14 protein-coding genes are annotated in these 13,788 nt (G+C 68.3%); 6 read left to right on the forward strand and 8 right to left on the reverse strand.

The annotated features are described in order from the left end of the window. Positions 1-3: 3 nt before the first annotated feature. The 4 genes from B1790_RS12220 to B1790_RS12235 are packed head-to-tail and all read right to left on the reverse strand — an operon-like array spanning position 4 to position 4,552. The gene (locus B1790_RS12220; protein WP_079923494.1) at positions 4-450 is read right to left on the reverse strand and encodes a hypothetical protein; all 447 of its coding nucleotides are present in this window, start codon (positions 448-450) and stop codon (positions 4-6) included. Positions 451-477: 27 nt separating this feature from the next. Further along, positions 478-1,668 carry an FAD-dependent monooxygenase gene (locus tag B1790_RS12225; RefSeq protein ID WP_079923485.1) on the reverse strand — a complete coding sequence of 397 codons (1,191 nt, stop codon included), beginning with the start codon at positions 1,666-1,668 and terminating at the stop codon, positions 478-480. After that, positions 1,665-3,035 carry an MFS transporter gene (locus B1790_RS12230; RefSeq protein ID WP_079923486.1) on the reverse strand — a complete coding sequence of 457 codons (1,371 nt, stop codon included), beginning with the start codon at positions 3,033-3,035 and terminating at the stop codon, positions 1,665-1,667. Before B1790_RS12230 ends, B1790_RS12225 begins: the two co-directional genes overlap by 4 nt. A gap of 38 nt (positions 3,036-3,073) precedes the next feature. Further along, positions 3,074-4,552, reverse strand: a complete 1,479-nt coding sequence (locus tag B1790_RS12235; RefSeq protein ID WP_079923487.1) for an aldehyde dehydrogenase — start codon at positions 4,550-4,552, stop codon at positions 3,074-3,076. Between the two features lie 103 nt (positions 4,553-4,655). Here B1790_RS12235 and B1790_RS12240 point away from each other — a divergent pair, with 103 nt between their 5' ends. The 5 genes from B1790_RS12240 to B1790_RS12260 all read left to right on the forward strand — a co-directional run bounded on the left by B1790_RS12240 (position 4,656) and on the right by B1790_RS12260 (position 11,479). Further along, on the forward strand, positions 4,656-6,431 hold the full coding sequence (locus B1790_RS12240) for a GAF domain-containing protein (protein ID WP_079923495.1): 1,776 nt from the start codon (positions 4,656-4,658) through the stop codon (positions 6,429-6,431). Positions 6,432-6,506: 75 nt separating this feature from the next. Further along, positions 6,507-7,685: an FAD-dependent monooxygenase gene (locus tag B1790_RS12245; RefSeq protein ID WP_079923496.1), complete on the forward strand. Its 1,179-nt coding sequence runs from the start codon at positions 6,507-6,509 to the stop codon at positions 7,683-7,685. 64 nt (positions 7,686-7,749) lie between these two features. Next, entirely contained in the window at positions 7,750-9,972 is a 2,223-nt protein-coding gene (locus B1790_RS12250) for a xanthine dehydrogenase family protein molybdopterin-binding subunit (protein WP_233165077.1), read from the forward strand. After that, the gene (locus B1790_RS12255; RefSeq protein WP_079923488.1) at positions 9,969-10,496 is read left to right on the forward strand and encodes a (2Fe-2S)-binding protein; all 528 of its coding nucleotides are present in this window, start codon (positions 9,969-9,971) and stop codon (positions 10,494-10,496) included. The genes B1790_RS12250 and B1790_RS12255 overlap by 4 nt, the downstream gene beginning before the upstream one ends. Continuing rightward, on the forward strand, positions 10,493-11,479 hold the full coding sequence (locus B1790_RS12260; protein ID WP_079923489.1) for a xanthine dehydrogenase family protein subunit M: 987 nt from the start codon (positions 10,493-10,495) through the stop codon (positions 11,477-11,479). The genes B1790_RS12255 and B1790_RS12260 overlap by 4 nt, the downstream gene beginning before the upstream one ends. Here B1790_RS12260 and B1790_RS12265 read toward each other — a convergent pair. Both B1790_RS12265 and B1790_RS12270 read right to left on the reverse strand, forming a co-directional pair. Continuing rightward, on the reverse strand, positions 11,472-11,729 hold the full coding sequence (locus B1790_RS12265; protein ID WP_079923490.1) for a hypothetical protein: 258 nt from the start codon (positions 11,727-11,729) through the stop codon (positions 11,472-11,474). The genes B1790_RS12260 and B1790_RS12265 overlap by 8 nt on opposite strands. Before the next feature lie 29 nt (positions 11,730-11,758). Then, positions 11,759-12,454 (reverse strand): guanylate cyclase, encoded by a 696-nt coding sequence (locus B1790_RS12270; RefSeq protein ID WP_142271264.1) that lies wholly within the window; start codon positions 12,452-12,454, stop codon positions 11,759-11,761. Positions 12,455-12,515: 61 nt separating this feature from the next. Here B1790_RS12270 and B1790_RS35000 point away from each other — a divergent pair, with 61 nt between their 5' ends. Continuing rightward, positions 12,516-12,677, forward strand: coding sequence for a hypothetical protein (locus B1790_RS35000; RefSeq protein WP_198951986.1), 162 nt, complete (start codon positions 12,516-12,518; stop codon positions 12,675-12,677). A gap of 5 nt (positions 12,678-12,682) precedes the next feature. Here B1790_RS35000 and B1790_RS12280 read toward each other — a convergent pair whose 3' ends face one another. Further along, the gene (locus tag B1790_RS12280; RefSeq protein WP_079923498.1) at positions 12,683-13,450 is read right to left on the reverse strand and encodes an adenylate/guanylate cyclase domain-containing protein; all 768 of its coding nucleotides are present in this window, start codon (positions 13,448-13,450) and stop codon (positions 12,683-12,685) included. A 68-nt stretch (positions 13,451-13,518) separates the two neighbouring features. Next, a partial coding sequence (locus tag B1790_RS34675; protein ID WP_198951987.1) for an HNH endonuclease signature motif containing protein occupies positions 13,519-13,788 on the reverse strand: 270 nt, incomplete at its 5' end.

Here is a 13,788-nt window from a genome sequence, read left to right on the forward strand (position 1 = left end):
CTCCTACTTTCGGCCGAGGGTCAGCGGAAGCGGCGCGTTGGCACTGTCGAGGTGCTCGACGGTGCTGAAGATCAGCTCGGTCTCGCCGATGTTCTCGATGTCGTGCAACAGATATTCTTCGGGACCGAAGTGGAAGTGGCGGGTCTCGCCGGCATCGTAGGACACCTCGCGCACGGTCCCGTCGAAAGTGTGTTGCCTGCTGCGACCGGCGTTGATCGCGGTCCAGAAGTAGTCCAGCACGTGACGGTGGGCGTGCCAGCGCTCGCCGGGGGCCAGTCGGATCTCCCACACGCGCACCCGGTCGTTCTCGCTGAGGAGTCGTGATCCGACCTCGCCGTCGTGGGAGTGCTCGGTGAATTCGGTCTTGAGCCATTCGGGCCAGCTGTCGAAGTTCGTGGAGATGAGATCGCCGGCGAGGGGCAGGTCGGACAGGAAGTTGCTGTCGGTCATGTTGTCGTCCTTCATGTTTCGGGTTGGTTACTTGCCTGGGCCGTAGAGCCCGAAGCGCAGGTCGGGATCGCCAGGAGTCCAGGTGTTGCTGAACTGCGAACGCTCGCCCATCGCCACGACACGGCGCAACAGGGCGTCGCTCATCTGGAGTTGGGCGGGCTCCCACTTCACCAGTGCTGCCGCGACGTCACCGCCGGCGTCGGCGAGTGCGGAGGCCAGCGCCCACCCGTCGGCCGCAGCCTTGGCCGTTCCCGCCGCGGCGTGTGGACGGGCCGCGCAGGCGGCGTCACCGATGAGCGCCACCCGACCCATCGCCATTCGGGCCGACCGGCTGTCGGAAACGACCTGTAGGTAAGGGGTTTTGGTGGCCCGGATGACGCTCGCGATCGCCGGTGCCATGCGCTCGGAGGCCGTCTGCTTCATCTCGTCGACGTAGCGGTCCTGCACCTGGCCCGGGTGCACGGACACTGAGCCGGCGAAACCGCGCTTGTCGATCAGCATCTCGGTCAGGTCGGGCCCGGCGGGCACGTTGCGGTACCAGACGTAGTTCATCAGCCGGTCTTCGATGCTGAGGCTGTTCTCGCCGGGGATCGGGTACATCGTGATGTGCGAGTTGGGGATCACCTGATAGGTGATGGCGTCCTGCAGGACTTCCCGCGTCGCGGCGTCGAGGTCGCGCAGCGCGACGGTGCCCCGCCACCCGACGTATCCCGAGTAGTGCAGCCCGGATTCGGGGTCGAACCGTTCACGCGCCACCGAGGTGACGCCGTCGGCGAAGACCACGAGGTCGGCGGATTCCCGCCGACCGCTGACGAAGCGGACGGTGACCCCGTCGTCGTGTTCGCTGAATCCGCAGGCATATTCGCCGTAGTGGTAGCGCTCGGTGCCGAAGTCGGCGAGCAGCGCGCGGTAGAACGTGCCCCACGAGGTGTAGGTCCAGGTGCACTCCTCGCGGTACTCCACGTCACCCTCCGGGGTGAGGTATTGGACCGCGGAGGTCGACGTGCTGAGGTCGGCGAGGTTCTGCGTGCTGCGTTCGGTGAACCAGCGCACGGTGTCCGGTTGGAGGACGATGCCGCTGCCCCGGCCGTCGAGCGCGGTGGGGGTCCGCTCGTAGACGTCGACGGTGAATCCGAGGTCGCGCAGCAGCAGTGCGGCGGTGAGACCGCCGATCGATCCACCGACGACGATGGCGTGTGAGTTGGAGTAGTCGGTCATGAAGCGCTCTTCTCGGTGGACTGAAGGGGTTGTGCGGGAATGGCGTCGACCGGAAGGGCGTCCCCGCGGGTCTCCTTGCAGAACGCCAGGCCGACGACGGCGATGAGGCCGAAGGCCGCCACCACCGCGGTGGCGATGCCGAGGTTGCCGCCGAACCACGAGGTGGCGATGGCGCCGGCAGCGAGCGGGCCGAGAGCGGTGACGTAACGGCCCACGCTGTTGCACACGGCAAGTGCGGTGGCGCGGACGCTCGGCGGGAACAGTTCGGGGGCGTAGATGAACGTCCCGGACAGTGCGCCGAACAAGCCGAAGCCGAGAAGTGGCATGACGAAGAGGTATTCGGTGTAGGCACGGTCGAACGGGAAGGTCCACGCCACGGTCACGGCAGAGACGCCAAAGCTGACGAGGAAGGCCTTGCGTCGGCCGATCGCATCGGCAAGGAAGCCCCATGAGGCGTAGCCGACGATGCCACCGGCGTTGAACAGCATGGCGGCGGTGGCCACCCGGTGATCGGCCAGCCCGGTCGGCAAGTTCTCGGCCGCGGTGAGCTGGCGGATGATCTGTGGGTACCAGGTGGACACGCTCCAGAAGGTGATGAGCGCTCCGGACGCGAGGGCCGTGCAGATCAGCATCGGCCGCCGGAACGGCGGTACCAGCAGCCTGCGAAGGACGAACTGGTCGGCAGCGGTACTGGTGCCGTTGTTCTTTCGTTCCCGGCGGGCGGTCAGGTGGGCGTTGATCTCGGGTGGTTCCGGCACGTAGCGGCGGATGAACCACACCACCAGCGCGGGCAGTCCGGCCAGCGCCAGCATCAGTCGCCAGCCGTGGCTACCCCAGAGGGCGTAGGCGGCGGCGGCCGCGAAGAAGCCGGCGGCGTAGCCCGACATCATGATTCCGCCTGCCCGGGCGCGGTAGCGGTTGCGCCAGGTCTCGGCGATCAGGGCGGCGCCGACGGGTGCCTCCACTCCGGAGCCCAATCCCGCGATGAAGCGCAGGATTCCGAGCTGCCACCAGGTGTCTGCAAAGGCCGCCAACGCGCTGAAGACGGCGTAGGTGAGAATGCCAAGCGACAGCACCCTGGTGCGACCGAAGTAGTCGGCCAGGACGCCGAACAGGATGCCGCCCGTCGCCCACCCGATCAAGAACAGGGCGACGGTCATGCCGCCGTAGTAGCCGATCGTGGCGGGGCCGGCCTGCAGCCCGCTGTTGGGGAGCAGCTCGCTCATCGCCGGCCCGAGGACCAGGATGTAGAGGCTGCCTGCGAAGCCGTCGAGACCCCAGCCGAGGGTGGTGCCCGCGAGGACGAGCCACTGGGTGCGGGTGATCTCCTTGCGCCACCCCTGAGGTGGTGCGGTACTGGACGTCATGTGAATTCCTTTCGTGCGACGAGTGATTCGATGGTGGATCAGTTCAACCGGCCGGTTTCCCCACCGCCGTACCAGTCGACGTGATCGGCGGCGGTGCGGACGACGACGGTCTTGATCCAGGAGAAGTCGTCGAACGACTCGGATCCGGCGTCCTTGCCGAGACCCGATTCCTTCACTCCGCCCCATGGCAGGGACGGCTCGAGGCGATGGTGGTCGTTGACCCAGACCATGCCCGCCACGATGTTGGATGCGACGCGGTGGGCGCGACCGACGTCGGTGGTCCACACTCCGGCGCCGAGGCCGTAGCGGTTGTCGTTGGCCATCCGCACGGCCTCGTCCTCGTCGTCGAACGGGATGACGACGGCGACCGGACCGAAGATCTCCTCCATGGCGACGGTGTTGGCCATGGTGGCGTCGGCGATCACGGTCGGCTCGAGGAAGAAGCCCTCCCGCAACGCTTCTGGCAGTTCGGGCACTCCGCCGCCCGCGGCCAGCTGGGCGCCTTCGTCGACTCCGGTCTGGATCAGAGCCTGAACCTTGTCGCGTTGACGCGCGCTGATCAGCGGGCCCAGCTGGGTGTCGGCATCGGTGGGGTCACCGATGCGGATGGCGCGGGCGCGTTCCGAAAGGGCGGCGACGAACTGGTCGTACACGTTGCGCTGCACCAGGAATCGTGATCCGGCGACACAGGATTGACCCGCGGCGACGAAGGCGGAGAACGCGGCGCCCTCGGCGGCGACCACGGGGTCGACGTCGTCGAACACGATGACGGGGGTCTTGCCGCCGAGTTCGGCTGTCACTCTGGCGAACCGGGAGGCCGTGGCGATCGCCGCCGCGCGGCCCGCCTCGGTGCCGCCGGTCAGCGTGATCTTTGCGACGTCGGGGTGCTGGGTGAGCCGGGCCCCGGCCGCCCTGGCACCGGTGACCACGTTGACCACGCCGTCGGGCAGGCCGGCCTCGGCCATGATGTCGGCCAGCACCAGGGTGGTCAGCGGCGTCAGCTCCGACGGCTTGACCACGACGGTGTTGCCGTTGGCCAAGGCGGCGGACACGCTGCGGGCAAGGATGAGCAGGGGATGGTTGAACGGGGTGATGATGCCGCAGACGCCGAGCGGGCGACGCTCCTGATAGGTCAGGTACGGGCCGTCACCGGGCAGGACCGCCTGGCGCTGAGCGGCCAGCAGTCCCGCGTTGTAGCGGAACCACTCCGGCACCCGGGACAACTGCGCGCGGGTCTCGGTGATCGGCCGCCCGTTGTTCTCGGCCTCCAGCGTGTAGAGCCGGTCGGCGTTGGCCTCGATCGCGTCGGCGATGCGCAGCAGCAGGCGGGCCCGTTGGCTGCGAACCAGCGCCGGCCACTGCCCACTCTCGAATGCCGCCTTCGCCTTGGCGACGGCCGCGTCGACGCCGGCAGCGCCGTGTTCGGCGACCGTCTCGATGACGGCGCCGGTTGCGGGGTTGAGGATGTCGCGAACGTCGGCGTGGGTGGCGGTCGTGCCAGGGACGGTGGTGGTCATGGATATGAGTGTCGTCACAGTCCACGTGGCCCTCAATGTCGAGCAAGACATCATTCGGCCAATGCTGTGTGCTTCAGAACACTCACGTGGGATGCTGGTCCGCATGGCGGTGGATGCGGAGCGGCAGCCGGCGGCCGAGCTGGTCACGTGGTTGAGCGCGCTGCGCGAGCTGAGTTCGGCGTCGACGTCGGCTGGCGACCTTCGTCAGGTCCTCGACCTCGTCGCCGACACGGCGAGATCTCTTCTCGGATATGACTTTTGCGGCGTGCTGACGCCTGACGCGGCCGGCGAGGCCCTCGTCATCATGGGGTGGAGTGGACTGTCCGACGAATACGTGAGCCGCGTCAACACCGATCGTCCGGTCCGGCTCGGCAGCGGCTCACCGTCGAGCCAAGCCTTCGAAACCGGCCAGCCCGTGGCCATCCGCGACATCGACGCCGAAGCCGAGTTCACGCCGTGGGGTGGCGTCGCCCGTGAGCAGGGGTACCGCGCGATCATCTGTGTGCCGCTCGTCGCCGGGGAGCAAGTCCTTGGCACCCTCAACGGGTATTACGCCCCTGTTCACACGTTCACCGGCAGCGAGGTCGAACGGCTGACCCTGTTGGCCAACCACGCCGCGATCGCGCTGACGTCGGCCAGCAGGCTCGACCAGCTGCGCCAACTCAACGAGTCGCTGCGCGAACAACGCGACGCGCTGACACGCTCGGAACAGATTCACGAGCGACTGCTGTCGGTGACGTTGAGGTCGGGCGGACTCAGTGGCATCGCCGCGGTGATCGCCGAGCTGATCGGGCGCGCGGTGCTCATCGACGACGCCCGTAACGTCGTCCTCGCCGCCGCCGGTGACGCCGCCGAGCTGCCTGACGACGACTGGCGTGCCGCGGCCGTCGTCGACGGGTCGGTGGCGTCGGCGCCGGTGCTGCTCGAGGGTCTCGAGGGTTCGGCGTACTTCGTCTCCGTCGCCCGGCTGGGTGACGACGCCGTGGCCCGAATTTGGTTCCCCCGTGGGGAATCCGCGCTCGACCCGGTCGGCGTGCGCGCCGTCGAGCACGCGTCGATCGTGATCTCGCTGGAGCTGCTGCGCATTCGGACCGCCGCCGAGGTGGAGCACCGATTGCGCGGCGAGCTGCTGGCCGAGTTGTTCAGCAGCGGGCCAATCGTTTCCGAGCAGCTCTTGCAGCGCGCCCAGCGGTTGGGCCACGACCCGACGCGACCCCACGTCGTCGTGGTTGGCTCACTGGGCTCGGCCGACGAGCCCGCCGAGAGCCGGCTCTACCAACGGTCGCTGACGCTCGTCGCCGAACTCGCCCACTCGCGGCGGCCGCGGCCACTCACCGCGATGCATCGCGGCAACGTCGTCACGCTGTGGCCCGCCGACGGTGAACCCGGGGATGACGCGGCCGAATTGATCCGCAGGGCAATGGGTTCGGTGTCGCGGTCAGCCGACGCGACGGTGGCGGTCTCTGCGCCGGGGGAGCACGGCTACGGCGAGGCGTATCGCATGGCGAAGGGAGCACTGGACATCGCCATGCGCGCCGGGCGCACCAACACCGTTGTGCGACTGGAGGAGCTGGGCGTGCTCGGCCTGCTGCTGCAACTCGAGGACTCCACGCAATTGGTGGCCTTCGCCGGGCGCACGCTGGGTCCGCTGCTCGACTACGACGCCGTCCACCGCACCGACCTCGTCCACACGCTGCGCACCCACTTCGCCTGCAAGCTCGACCGAAGCCGGACGGCCGGTGCCCTGCACATCCACCCGAACACCGTCACCCAGCGGCTTCGCCGCATCGAACAGCTCTGCGGCGTCGCCCTCGCGGACCCGGCGGTCGCCTTGCAGTTCAGTGCCGCGCTGACGGTGCTGGACGTGGCGAGCGTGTAGTCGGGCACATACCTCTGCCGAAGGTGTGTGCACGGCGACATTGTCGAGCGTGACCCTGCCGACGAGGCTGGCATCATGACCACTGCCGCCGCCCACTCGTTCACGGCGGCGATCGTCGGCGGGTCCGTCGGCGGACTCGCGACCGCCCACGAACTCCGGTCCGTCGGCGCCGACGTCACCGTCTACGAGCGGTCGGTCGACCGAACCCAACCGCGCGGCGCAGGCATCGTCATGCAGGCCGAGGTCGAGTCGCTGCTGTCCCGCCTCGGTGTCTCGGTGCCGTCGGTCAGCGTGCAGCTGCAGGAACGTCAGCAACTGCACCGCGACGGCCGGATCGGCCGCTACGAGGCGCCGCAGTGGATGACGGCCTGGGACACCCTGTACGCCACGCTGCGGGCGCCGCTCGGCGACGTCTGCTACCGCCTTGGCAGTGAACTCCACGATCTGAGCGTCGAAAGTGACCGTGTCACCGCGACATTCGTCGACGGCCACCGGACGACGACCGACCTTCTGATCGGGGCGGACGGTGTCGGGTCCACCACGCGCGGCCTGCTTCGACTGCCAGGAGACATCGCCTACGCCGGCTACGTCGCCTGGCGTGGACTCGAGCCGGAGGCAGACCTTCCCGCAGGCTTGGTCGACCTGCTCGCCGAGCGGTTCACCTCATTCGGCGCCCCCGGCATGCAGATGCTCTGCTACCTGGTTCCCGGTGCGAACGGCGAGTTGGAGCGTGGCTCGCGGCGCGTCAACTGGGTCTGGTACGTCAACACCGCCGAGAGCAGCCTCGGACGGCTGCTCACCGGCACGTCCGGCCGGCGCTACGACAACTTCCTGCCACCGGGGGAGCTCACCGCGGAGAATCTGACCGAGGTGACCACACTGGCCGAACGGATGCTGCCCGGCCCGTTCGTCGAGCTGATCGGGCAGTCGCACGTCTTCATGCAGCCGGTGTTCGACCTGCCGCCGTCGCGGATGGTCGCCGACCGCGTGATGCTCCTCGGCGACGCGGCGGGAACCGTGCGCCCGCACACCGCCTCCGGCACGTCGAAGGCTCTCGGCGACGCCGCGACTCTGGCGCGTGCCATCCACGGCTGGATGCCGCCCGCGAGCCTGCCCCAACAGCGGCTCGGGTCGTGGGAGGCGCACCGGTTGACACACCTCGAATCGGTGGCGCGGTCGGGTATCCGATTGGCCGCCCAATCACTGCTCGGCCCTGCCGGCCCCGATCATTTGGCATGCGTCGATACCCGCTAGCGGGTATTGGTGATGGCAACCAGCAGCATCGACGTGAACTGTGTTGAGAGGCGAGGGTGATGACATGACGCCGACCGCAGACGCGATGGGGATCATCGGCGCCCCGATGAACCGAGTCGATGGCATCGAGAAGGTGACCGGGCACGCGACCTACACCGCGGACGTCGTCGTCCCGGAAGTTACGTACGCCATGCTGGTGCAATCGGAGATCCCGCACGGCACCGTCACCGCCGACTCGCTGCGCGCCAGCACCGAACGCGCCCTCGCGGCGTCGGGGGTGCTTCACGTTCTGACGCCGCTGAATTGTCCTGGGCTGCACGCCCCGCCACGGCAGATGAGCGACGACCTGCCCCTGGAGCGACGGCCGCCGCTGTCCGATCTGACCGTGCAACACGTCGGGCAACACATGGCGCTGGTCGTCGCCGACACGCTGGAGAACGCCACGGCCGCGGCGTCGTCGTTCGAACTGGCCTACGAGGCCGCCCCACCCCAGCTCAGCGCGCGCGAGGTGCTCGACGACGGGGCACGCGCCGGGGACCGGGACGGTGAGGGTGACGGGGCCGTCCGCCACGGCGTCTACCAGCCGGACCACTTCGTCAAACTCGAAGAGGAGAAGCTGCAGGACAGCCGCGGCGCCGCCGACGAACCGGCAGGGGCCGCAAGGGTTTCGGCCACCTACACCACACCGCTGAACGCCCACTACCCGATCGAGCTGTCGGCGACGATCGCCCAGTGGGACGACGATTTCCTCACCGTCCACGACACCACTCGCTGGATCACTGGGGAGCGGATGGCGCTGGCCGCCTATCTCGGCATCCCCGAGGCCAAGATCCGCATCCTGTCCCCACTCGTCGGCGGCGCGTTCGGATCGAAGAGCTTCCTCTGGATGCACGTCGCGCTGTGCGCCGTCGCCTCGCGAGAAGTCGGGCGTCCCGTCAAGCTGGTGCTGACCCGCGACCAGATGTTCTCCTCCACCGGCCACCGCCCCCGAACCGAGCAGCACCTGTCCCTGGTCGCCGACGACGCGGCGCACATCCTGAGCACCGAGCAACACACCCTCACCGAGACCTCCACCGTCGCGCACTTTTGCGAACCCGTCGGCCTTTCGGCCCGGTTCCTCTACGACTCGCCACGGCTGGTCGTCTCCCACACCGTCGCCCGGATCAACTACCCCACACCGTGTTTCATGCGAGGACCGGGGGAGGCGCCGGGCCTGTTCGCCCTCGAAGTTGCGATGGACGAGCTGGCCTACGCCTCGAACGTCGACCCGATGGAACTCCGTCTGCGCAACGACACCGACCACGACCAGGCCAGCGGCAAGGCGTGGTCGGGCAAGCACTTGCGCGAGTGCTACCTGCAGGGCGCAGAGCGCTTCGGCTGGGGCGATCGCCCGATGGCCCCTCGGTCGCTGCACCGTGACGGTCTCCGGGTGGGCTGGGGGATGGCCACCGCCACCTACCCCGGGCGACGGATGCCGGCGAGCTGCCGCGTCACCACCGACGCCTCCGGCACGGTGCGGTTCGCGTCGGCCACCCACGAAGTCGGCACCGGCGTCCGCACCGTGATGACCCAGATCGCCGCCGAGGCCGCGGGCCTCGACGTCGGAGGAGTCGGCTTCGACTCTGGCGACTCGCTGTTCCCCGACGCGCCCTACAGCGGGGCCTCGCAGACGACGGCCACCGTCGGCTCGGCGGTGCATCAGGCCGCCACCGAGTGGCGAAAGCGGTTGGACGGCATGGGCGGTCAGCTGGACCGCCTCACCCCCGGTCAACTCGAGACCCTGAACTTCACCACGACCAGCGAGGGCGCGGCCGACGGTGGTCCGACGTCCCAGTCCTTCGGCGCGCACTTCTGCGAGGTCACGGTCGACGAGGAGATCGGCCGGGTGTCGGTGACCCGCTGGGTCGCGATGATGGACTGCGGGCGGGTGCTCAACCCGAAGCTGGCGCGCAACCAGGTGATGGGCGGCATCACCTTTGGGCTCGGCATGGCACTGCTCGAACAGGTGCCCTACGACGCGCACACCGCGCAGCTCATCGGCGAGTACTACCTGCCTACCCATGCCGACCGGCCGGCGTTCGACATCGGTTTCGTCGACGTCCCCGACTACGGACTCGACCCGGTCGGGGTGCGGGGAATCGGCGAGATCGGCACCTGCGGTGTGCCCGCGGCGATTTCGAATGCGATCTTCCACGCCACCGGCAAGCGGCTGCGCAACCTGCCGATCACTCTCGAGAACCTGATGAAGCCGTTCGACGACGAATCCGACCCCGGAGGCACCCCATGAGAGACGTCACGCTCAGCGTCAACGGGGAGTCGCGCACCGTGGCCGCCGACGTCCGGTCGACGCTGCTCGACCTGCTCCGGGAGACGTTGCACCTCACCGGCACCAAGAAGGGGTGCGACCACGGCCTCTGCGGGGCCTGCACCGTCGCCGTCGACGGAGAGCGGGTCGTCAGCTGCCTGACCCTCGCGGCGTCGGTCGACGGCAGTGAGGTTCTCACCGTCGAAGGCATCGCCGACGGCGACCAATTGCATCCGCTGCAGCAGGCGCTCGTCGACTGCGACGGCTTTCAATGCGGCTTCTGCACCTCGGGCCAGATCTCGTCGGCGCACGCCATGCTTCACGAACACGCCAGAGGCGACCTGTCCACGGCTTCGTTCGAGGCGGGCCGCGCCACCGTGTGCCACGGTCCGAAGGTGTTGTTCGAAGACGAGATTCGCGAACGCATGGCCGGCAACATCTGCCGCTGCGGGGCCTACGCCAACATCGTCGAGGCCATCGCGAGCGTGGCGAAGGGGCAGAAGTGAAGACCTTCGAGTTCGAGCACGCCACCACCGTCGACGGTGCCGTCGACCGCGTCGTCGCGACGGGCGGGAAGTACTACGCCGGTGGGACCAACCTGCTTGACCTGATGAAGGGGGGCGTCGAAGCGCCGACGGCGCTCGTCGACGTCCGGCGGCTTGGGCTGCGCGACGTCACCGCCACCGAATCGGGCGGCGTCCTGATCGGATCGGGCGTCACCAACAGCGCGCTGGCCAACCACCCGTCGATCCGCTCTCGGTATCCCGTTCTGTCGCAAGCGATCCTGTCGGGTGCGACGACCCAACTACGCAACATGGCGACCGCCGGCGGCAACCTGATGCAGCGCACCCGGTGCCCGTACTTCATGGAAACCGCCTTTGCGCAGTGCAACAAGCGCAATCCCGGCTCGGGATGCGCGGCCAAGGACGGCTTCAACCGCGAACACGCACTGTTCGGAGCCAGCGAGTCCTGCGTCGCGATCCATCCGTCCGACATGGCCGTCGCACTGGCCATCCTCGACGCGACCGTCCACGTGCAGGGACCCGACGGCCGGCGAGACGTGCCCATCGCGGAGTTCTTCCGTCTGCCCGGTGACGAGCCGCAGCGCGACAACACCCTGCGCACCGCAGAGTTCATCGTCGGCATCGAGCTGCCACCGTCGCCGTTCGAGAAGAACTCCTGGTATCTCAAGGTCCGCGACCGGCACAGCTACGCCTTCGCGTTGGTGTCCGTCGCAGCCGGGCTGCGCGTCGAGAACGGCGTCATCAGCGCCGCCGCCGTGGCGTTGGGCGGGGTCGCCCCGATGCCGTGGCGCGTGGTCGAGGCCGAAGCCGGGCTGATCGGTCAGCCGCCGACCGACGCCGTCTTCCGGACCGCGGCGGAGCGGATCATGGCGGGGGCTGAGCCGTTGGGCCAGAACGGGTTCAAGGTCGACCTTGGCAAGCACTCGGTGGTGCGCGCACTGTCGACGGCCCTGCGCGTCACCTGAGGTCGCCGACGGTCTTGTCGCGATTGGCATCCTTGCCGCAAAATTCGAGCGTGGCCGCGACGCGCGTCATGACGTCGGAGGTGGAGGCGTTGCGGCCGTTGCGAGCCTTGAGGAGATTCGCGATGGTGGCACTGCGGGTGTCCTGAGTCATGCCGGTGAAGTCGTGACACGTCGTGGATTCGTCGCCGATCCCCGCGCAACCCGCGAGCGCGACACCAATGGCGGCCAACACCGCGACGATTCGGTACATGCCTCGACGCTACGGTACCCAGCTGTGGCTCAGAGGACGACCGAGATCTCGTCACTCAGGTCATAGCCCGGGGCAAGGGGGAGAGTGTCACCGCTCCAGAACTTGCCGGGATCGAACCAGTTGGTGTCCTTGTCCGTCGCCAGCAGCCCCATCTCCTGATACGTGACGGCGACGGTCTCGGCGCAGTAGGCGGTCTCCAGCCCCACCTTGCGGCGTTCCTCGCGCTTGCGGCCGGTGAGCTTCAGAACCCGGTCGTCCAGAATCGGAATCCCCTTGGTCCAGTCGTGCAACGTGGGCACCCGGCCCCGGAACCACCGCGCCGTGAGCTTGGCGGTCGTCGGGAACGCGGTGCCGTCCATCCGGGCGATGACCTGCAGTAGGTCGTCTTCCTGCTGGCGGGTGGCGTAAGGCGTCATCTGCCGCAGCCAGCACCGCTGACCGTAGGTGAGCATCCACCGCTCGACGGCCTGCCGCAGATCGTTGAGCTGAACGCCGCGGTGGTGGCCGCCGCTCCAGAGGCATTCCAGCTTGTCGCCGAGTTCGGCGTGCCAGATCAGCGGCGGCAGGTCGTCGATCGCCACCGTCATGCCGACGTGGTTGACCGGGGCGTTGGTCATGGTCTGGATTGCGCGATCGGGGCCGGAGTCGCCGCGGAACAGCCAAATGTCGCCGGTTCGCGTTTCGGCCAATGCGCGTTCGAGCGTCACCGTGTTCGCATTCACCATGGCAGCTTAGGTTCGGCGGGCAGGAGCGAAGCGACCCGGGGCCATGGTCCAGACTATGGCGATGCGAGGCATCTGGAAGTGGATCGGGCTGGCCGGTGTCGCCGGAGTCATGGCGGGCGGCGCATTGGTCGCGCGGGATCAGCGCAAGCGAAATGCCTACACGCCCGACGACATCCGGGCAAAGCTGCACCAGCGACTGGAAGAGTCCGGCGCCAGGGAGTAGCAGCTCTAGCTCGCAACCGCATACAGCCGGTGAATGCCGTTGAATCCCTTCAGTTCGACGTCCCTGCCCCCGTCGACGGTGACGTCGTCGCCAAGGGCGTCGCGCACGGACTCGCTGATCAGGATTTCGCCGCCGTCGGCTGCCGCGGCGACTCTGGCCGCCATCGCCACGTTGCGGCCGAACAGGTCGTCGCCGCGGCGCACCGACTTGCCGGCGTGAATGCCGATGCGCACCCGGATTCCGTTGGGCCGCTTGGCAAGGTCGCGCTGTAGGTCCATGCTGCACCAGACCGCCTGCTCGGGTCGCGCGAAGGCGATCATGAATCCGTCGCCCTGGCTCTTGACGACGTAGCCGGAGTGACGTTTGACCAGGCGGCTCACCGTCTTGTCGTGCCGGTCGATGAGGCGGACCCAGGCGCGGTCGCCGATGCGTTCGTTGAGCGCTGTCGACCCTTCGATGTCGGAGAACACGATGGCGACCCGTCCGTTCGGGGCCAGCCGGGCCAGGTCGGGGCGTTCGACGGCCGCCCAGTCGGCGAGGTCCTCGATGTTGGATCGGACGGCTGTGCCGAATCCTTCCTTGCGGAAGATGTTTGCGGTTTGCCAGACGGTCTTGACGGCTTCGCGTCCGCCGGACACCAGGTTGGTCCGGGTGTCGAGCCGGCGCTGCAGTTCACCCAGTTCCTCGTCGCGCTTCTTCACCCGCTGCCACAGGACGGCGATGGCGCAGGCTTCGGCGGCGGCCACGGCGAGCAGCAGGTAGATCGCGATCATCGGTAGCGACACCGGTTGATTATCAATGCCGGTGCCGCGTCGGCGTCGACGCCTGCCTGCCGTTTCGGTTACGGGCCTGGTTCGGCGAGGAGTCGTTCGGGGTGGTGGAGGTAGTTCAGTCGGGCTTGCCCGACGTCGAGTGGTGGTGGGGGTATCCACTGGACACCCTCGGGGCCGACGGTGACGGTCCAGCCTTGTTCGGCGAGGCGGTTGTCCCCGCCGCAGGCGAAGACCACTTCGTCGATGTTGGTCTGCCCGTTCTTGGCCCACCCGTTGGTGTGGTGCACCTGGGTCCCGTAGCCGGGGACGGTGCAGCCCGGTTTGGTGCACCCGCGGTC

The sequence above is a fragment of the Mycobacterium sp. AT1 genome, assembly GCF_002043095.1.
In the GTDB taxonomy this organism is placed as follows: Bacteria; Actinomycetota; Actinomycetes; order Mycobacteriales; family Mycobacteriaceae; genus Mycobacterium.

Coding starts and splice junctions, on each gene's coding strand:
- B1790_RS12220 (WP_079923494.1), bottom strand. CDS start 450: ATGACCGACAGCAACTTCCTGTCCGACCTGCCCCTCGCCGGCGATCTC.
- B1790_RS12225 (WP_079923485.1), bottom strand. CDS start 1,668: ATGACCGACTACTCCAACTCACACGCCATCGTCGTCGGTGGATCGATC.
- B1790_RS12230 (WP_079923486.1), bottom strand. CDS start 3,035: ATGACGTCCAGTACCGCACCACCTCAGGGGTGGCGCAAGGAGATCACC.
- B1790_RS12235 (WP_079923487.1), bottom strand. CDS start 4,552: ATGACCACCACCGTCCCTGGCACGACCGCCACCCACGCCGACGTTCGC.
- B1790_RS12240 (WP_079923495.1), top strand. CDS start 4,656: ATGGCGGTGGATGCGGAGCGGCAGCCGGCGGCCGAGCTGGTCACGTGG.
- B1790_RS12245 (WP_079923496.1), top strand. CDS start 6,507: ATGACCACTGCCGCCGCCCACTCGTTCACGGCGGCGATCGTCGGCGGG.
- B1790_RS12250 (WP_233165077.1), top strand. CDS start 7,750: ATGACGCCGACCGCAGACGCGATGGGGATCATCGGCGCCCCGATGAAC.
- B1790_RS12255 (WP_079923488.1), top strand. CDS start 9,969: ATGAGAGACGTCACGCTCAGCGTCAACGGGGAGTCGCGCACCGTGGCC.
- B1790_RS12265 (WP_079923490.1), bottom strand. CDS start 11,729: ATGTACCGAATCGTCGCGGTGTTGGCCGCCATTGGTGTCGCGCTCGCG.
- B1790_RS12270 (WP_142271264.1), bottom strand. CDS start 12,454: ATGGTGAATGCGAACACGGTGACGCTCGAACGCGCATTGGCCGAAACG.
- B1790_RS35000 (WP_198951986.1), top strand. CDS start 12,516: ATGCGAGGCATCTGGAAGTGGATCGGGCTGGCCGGTGTCGCCGGAGTC.
- B1790_RS12280 (WP_079923498.1), bottom strand. CDS start 13,450: ATGATCGCGATCTACCTGCTGCTCGCCGTGGCCGCCGCCGAAGCCTGC.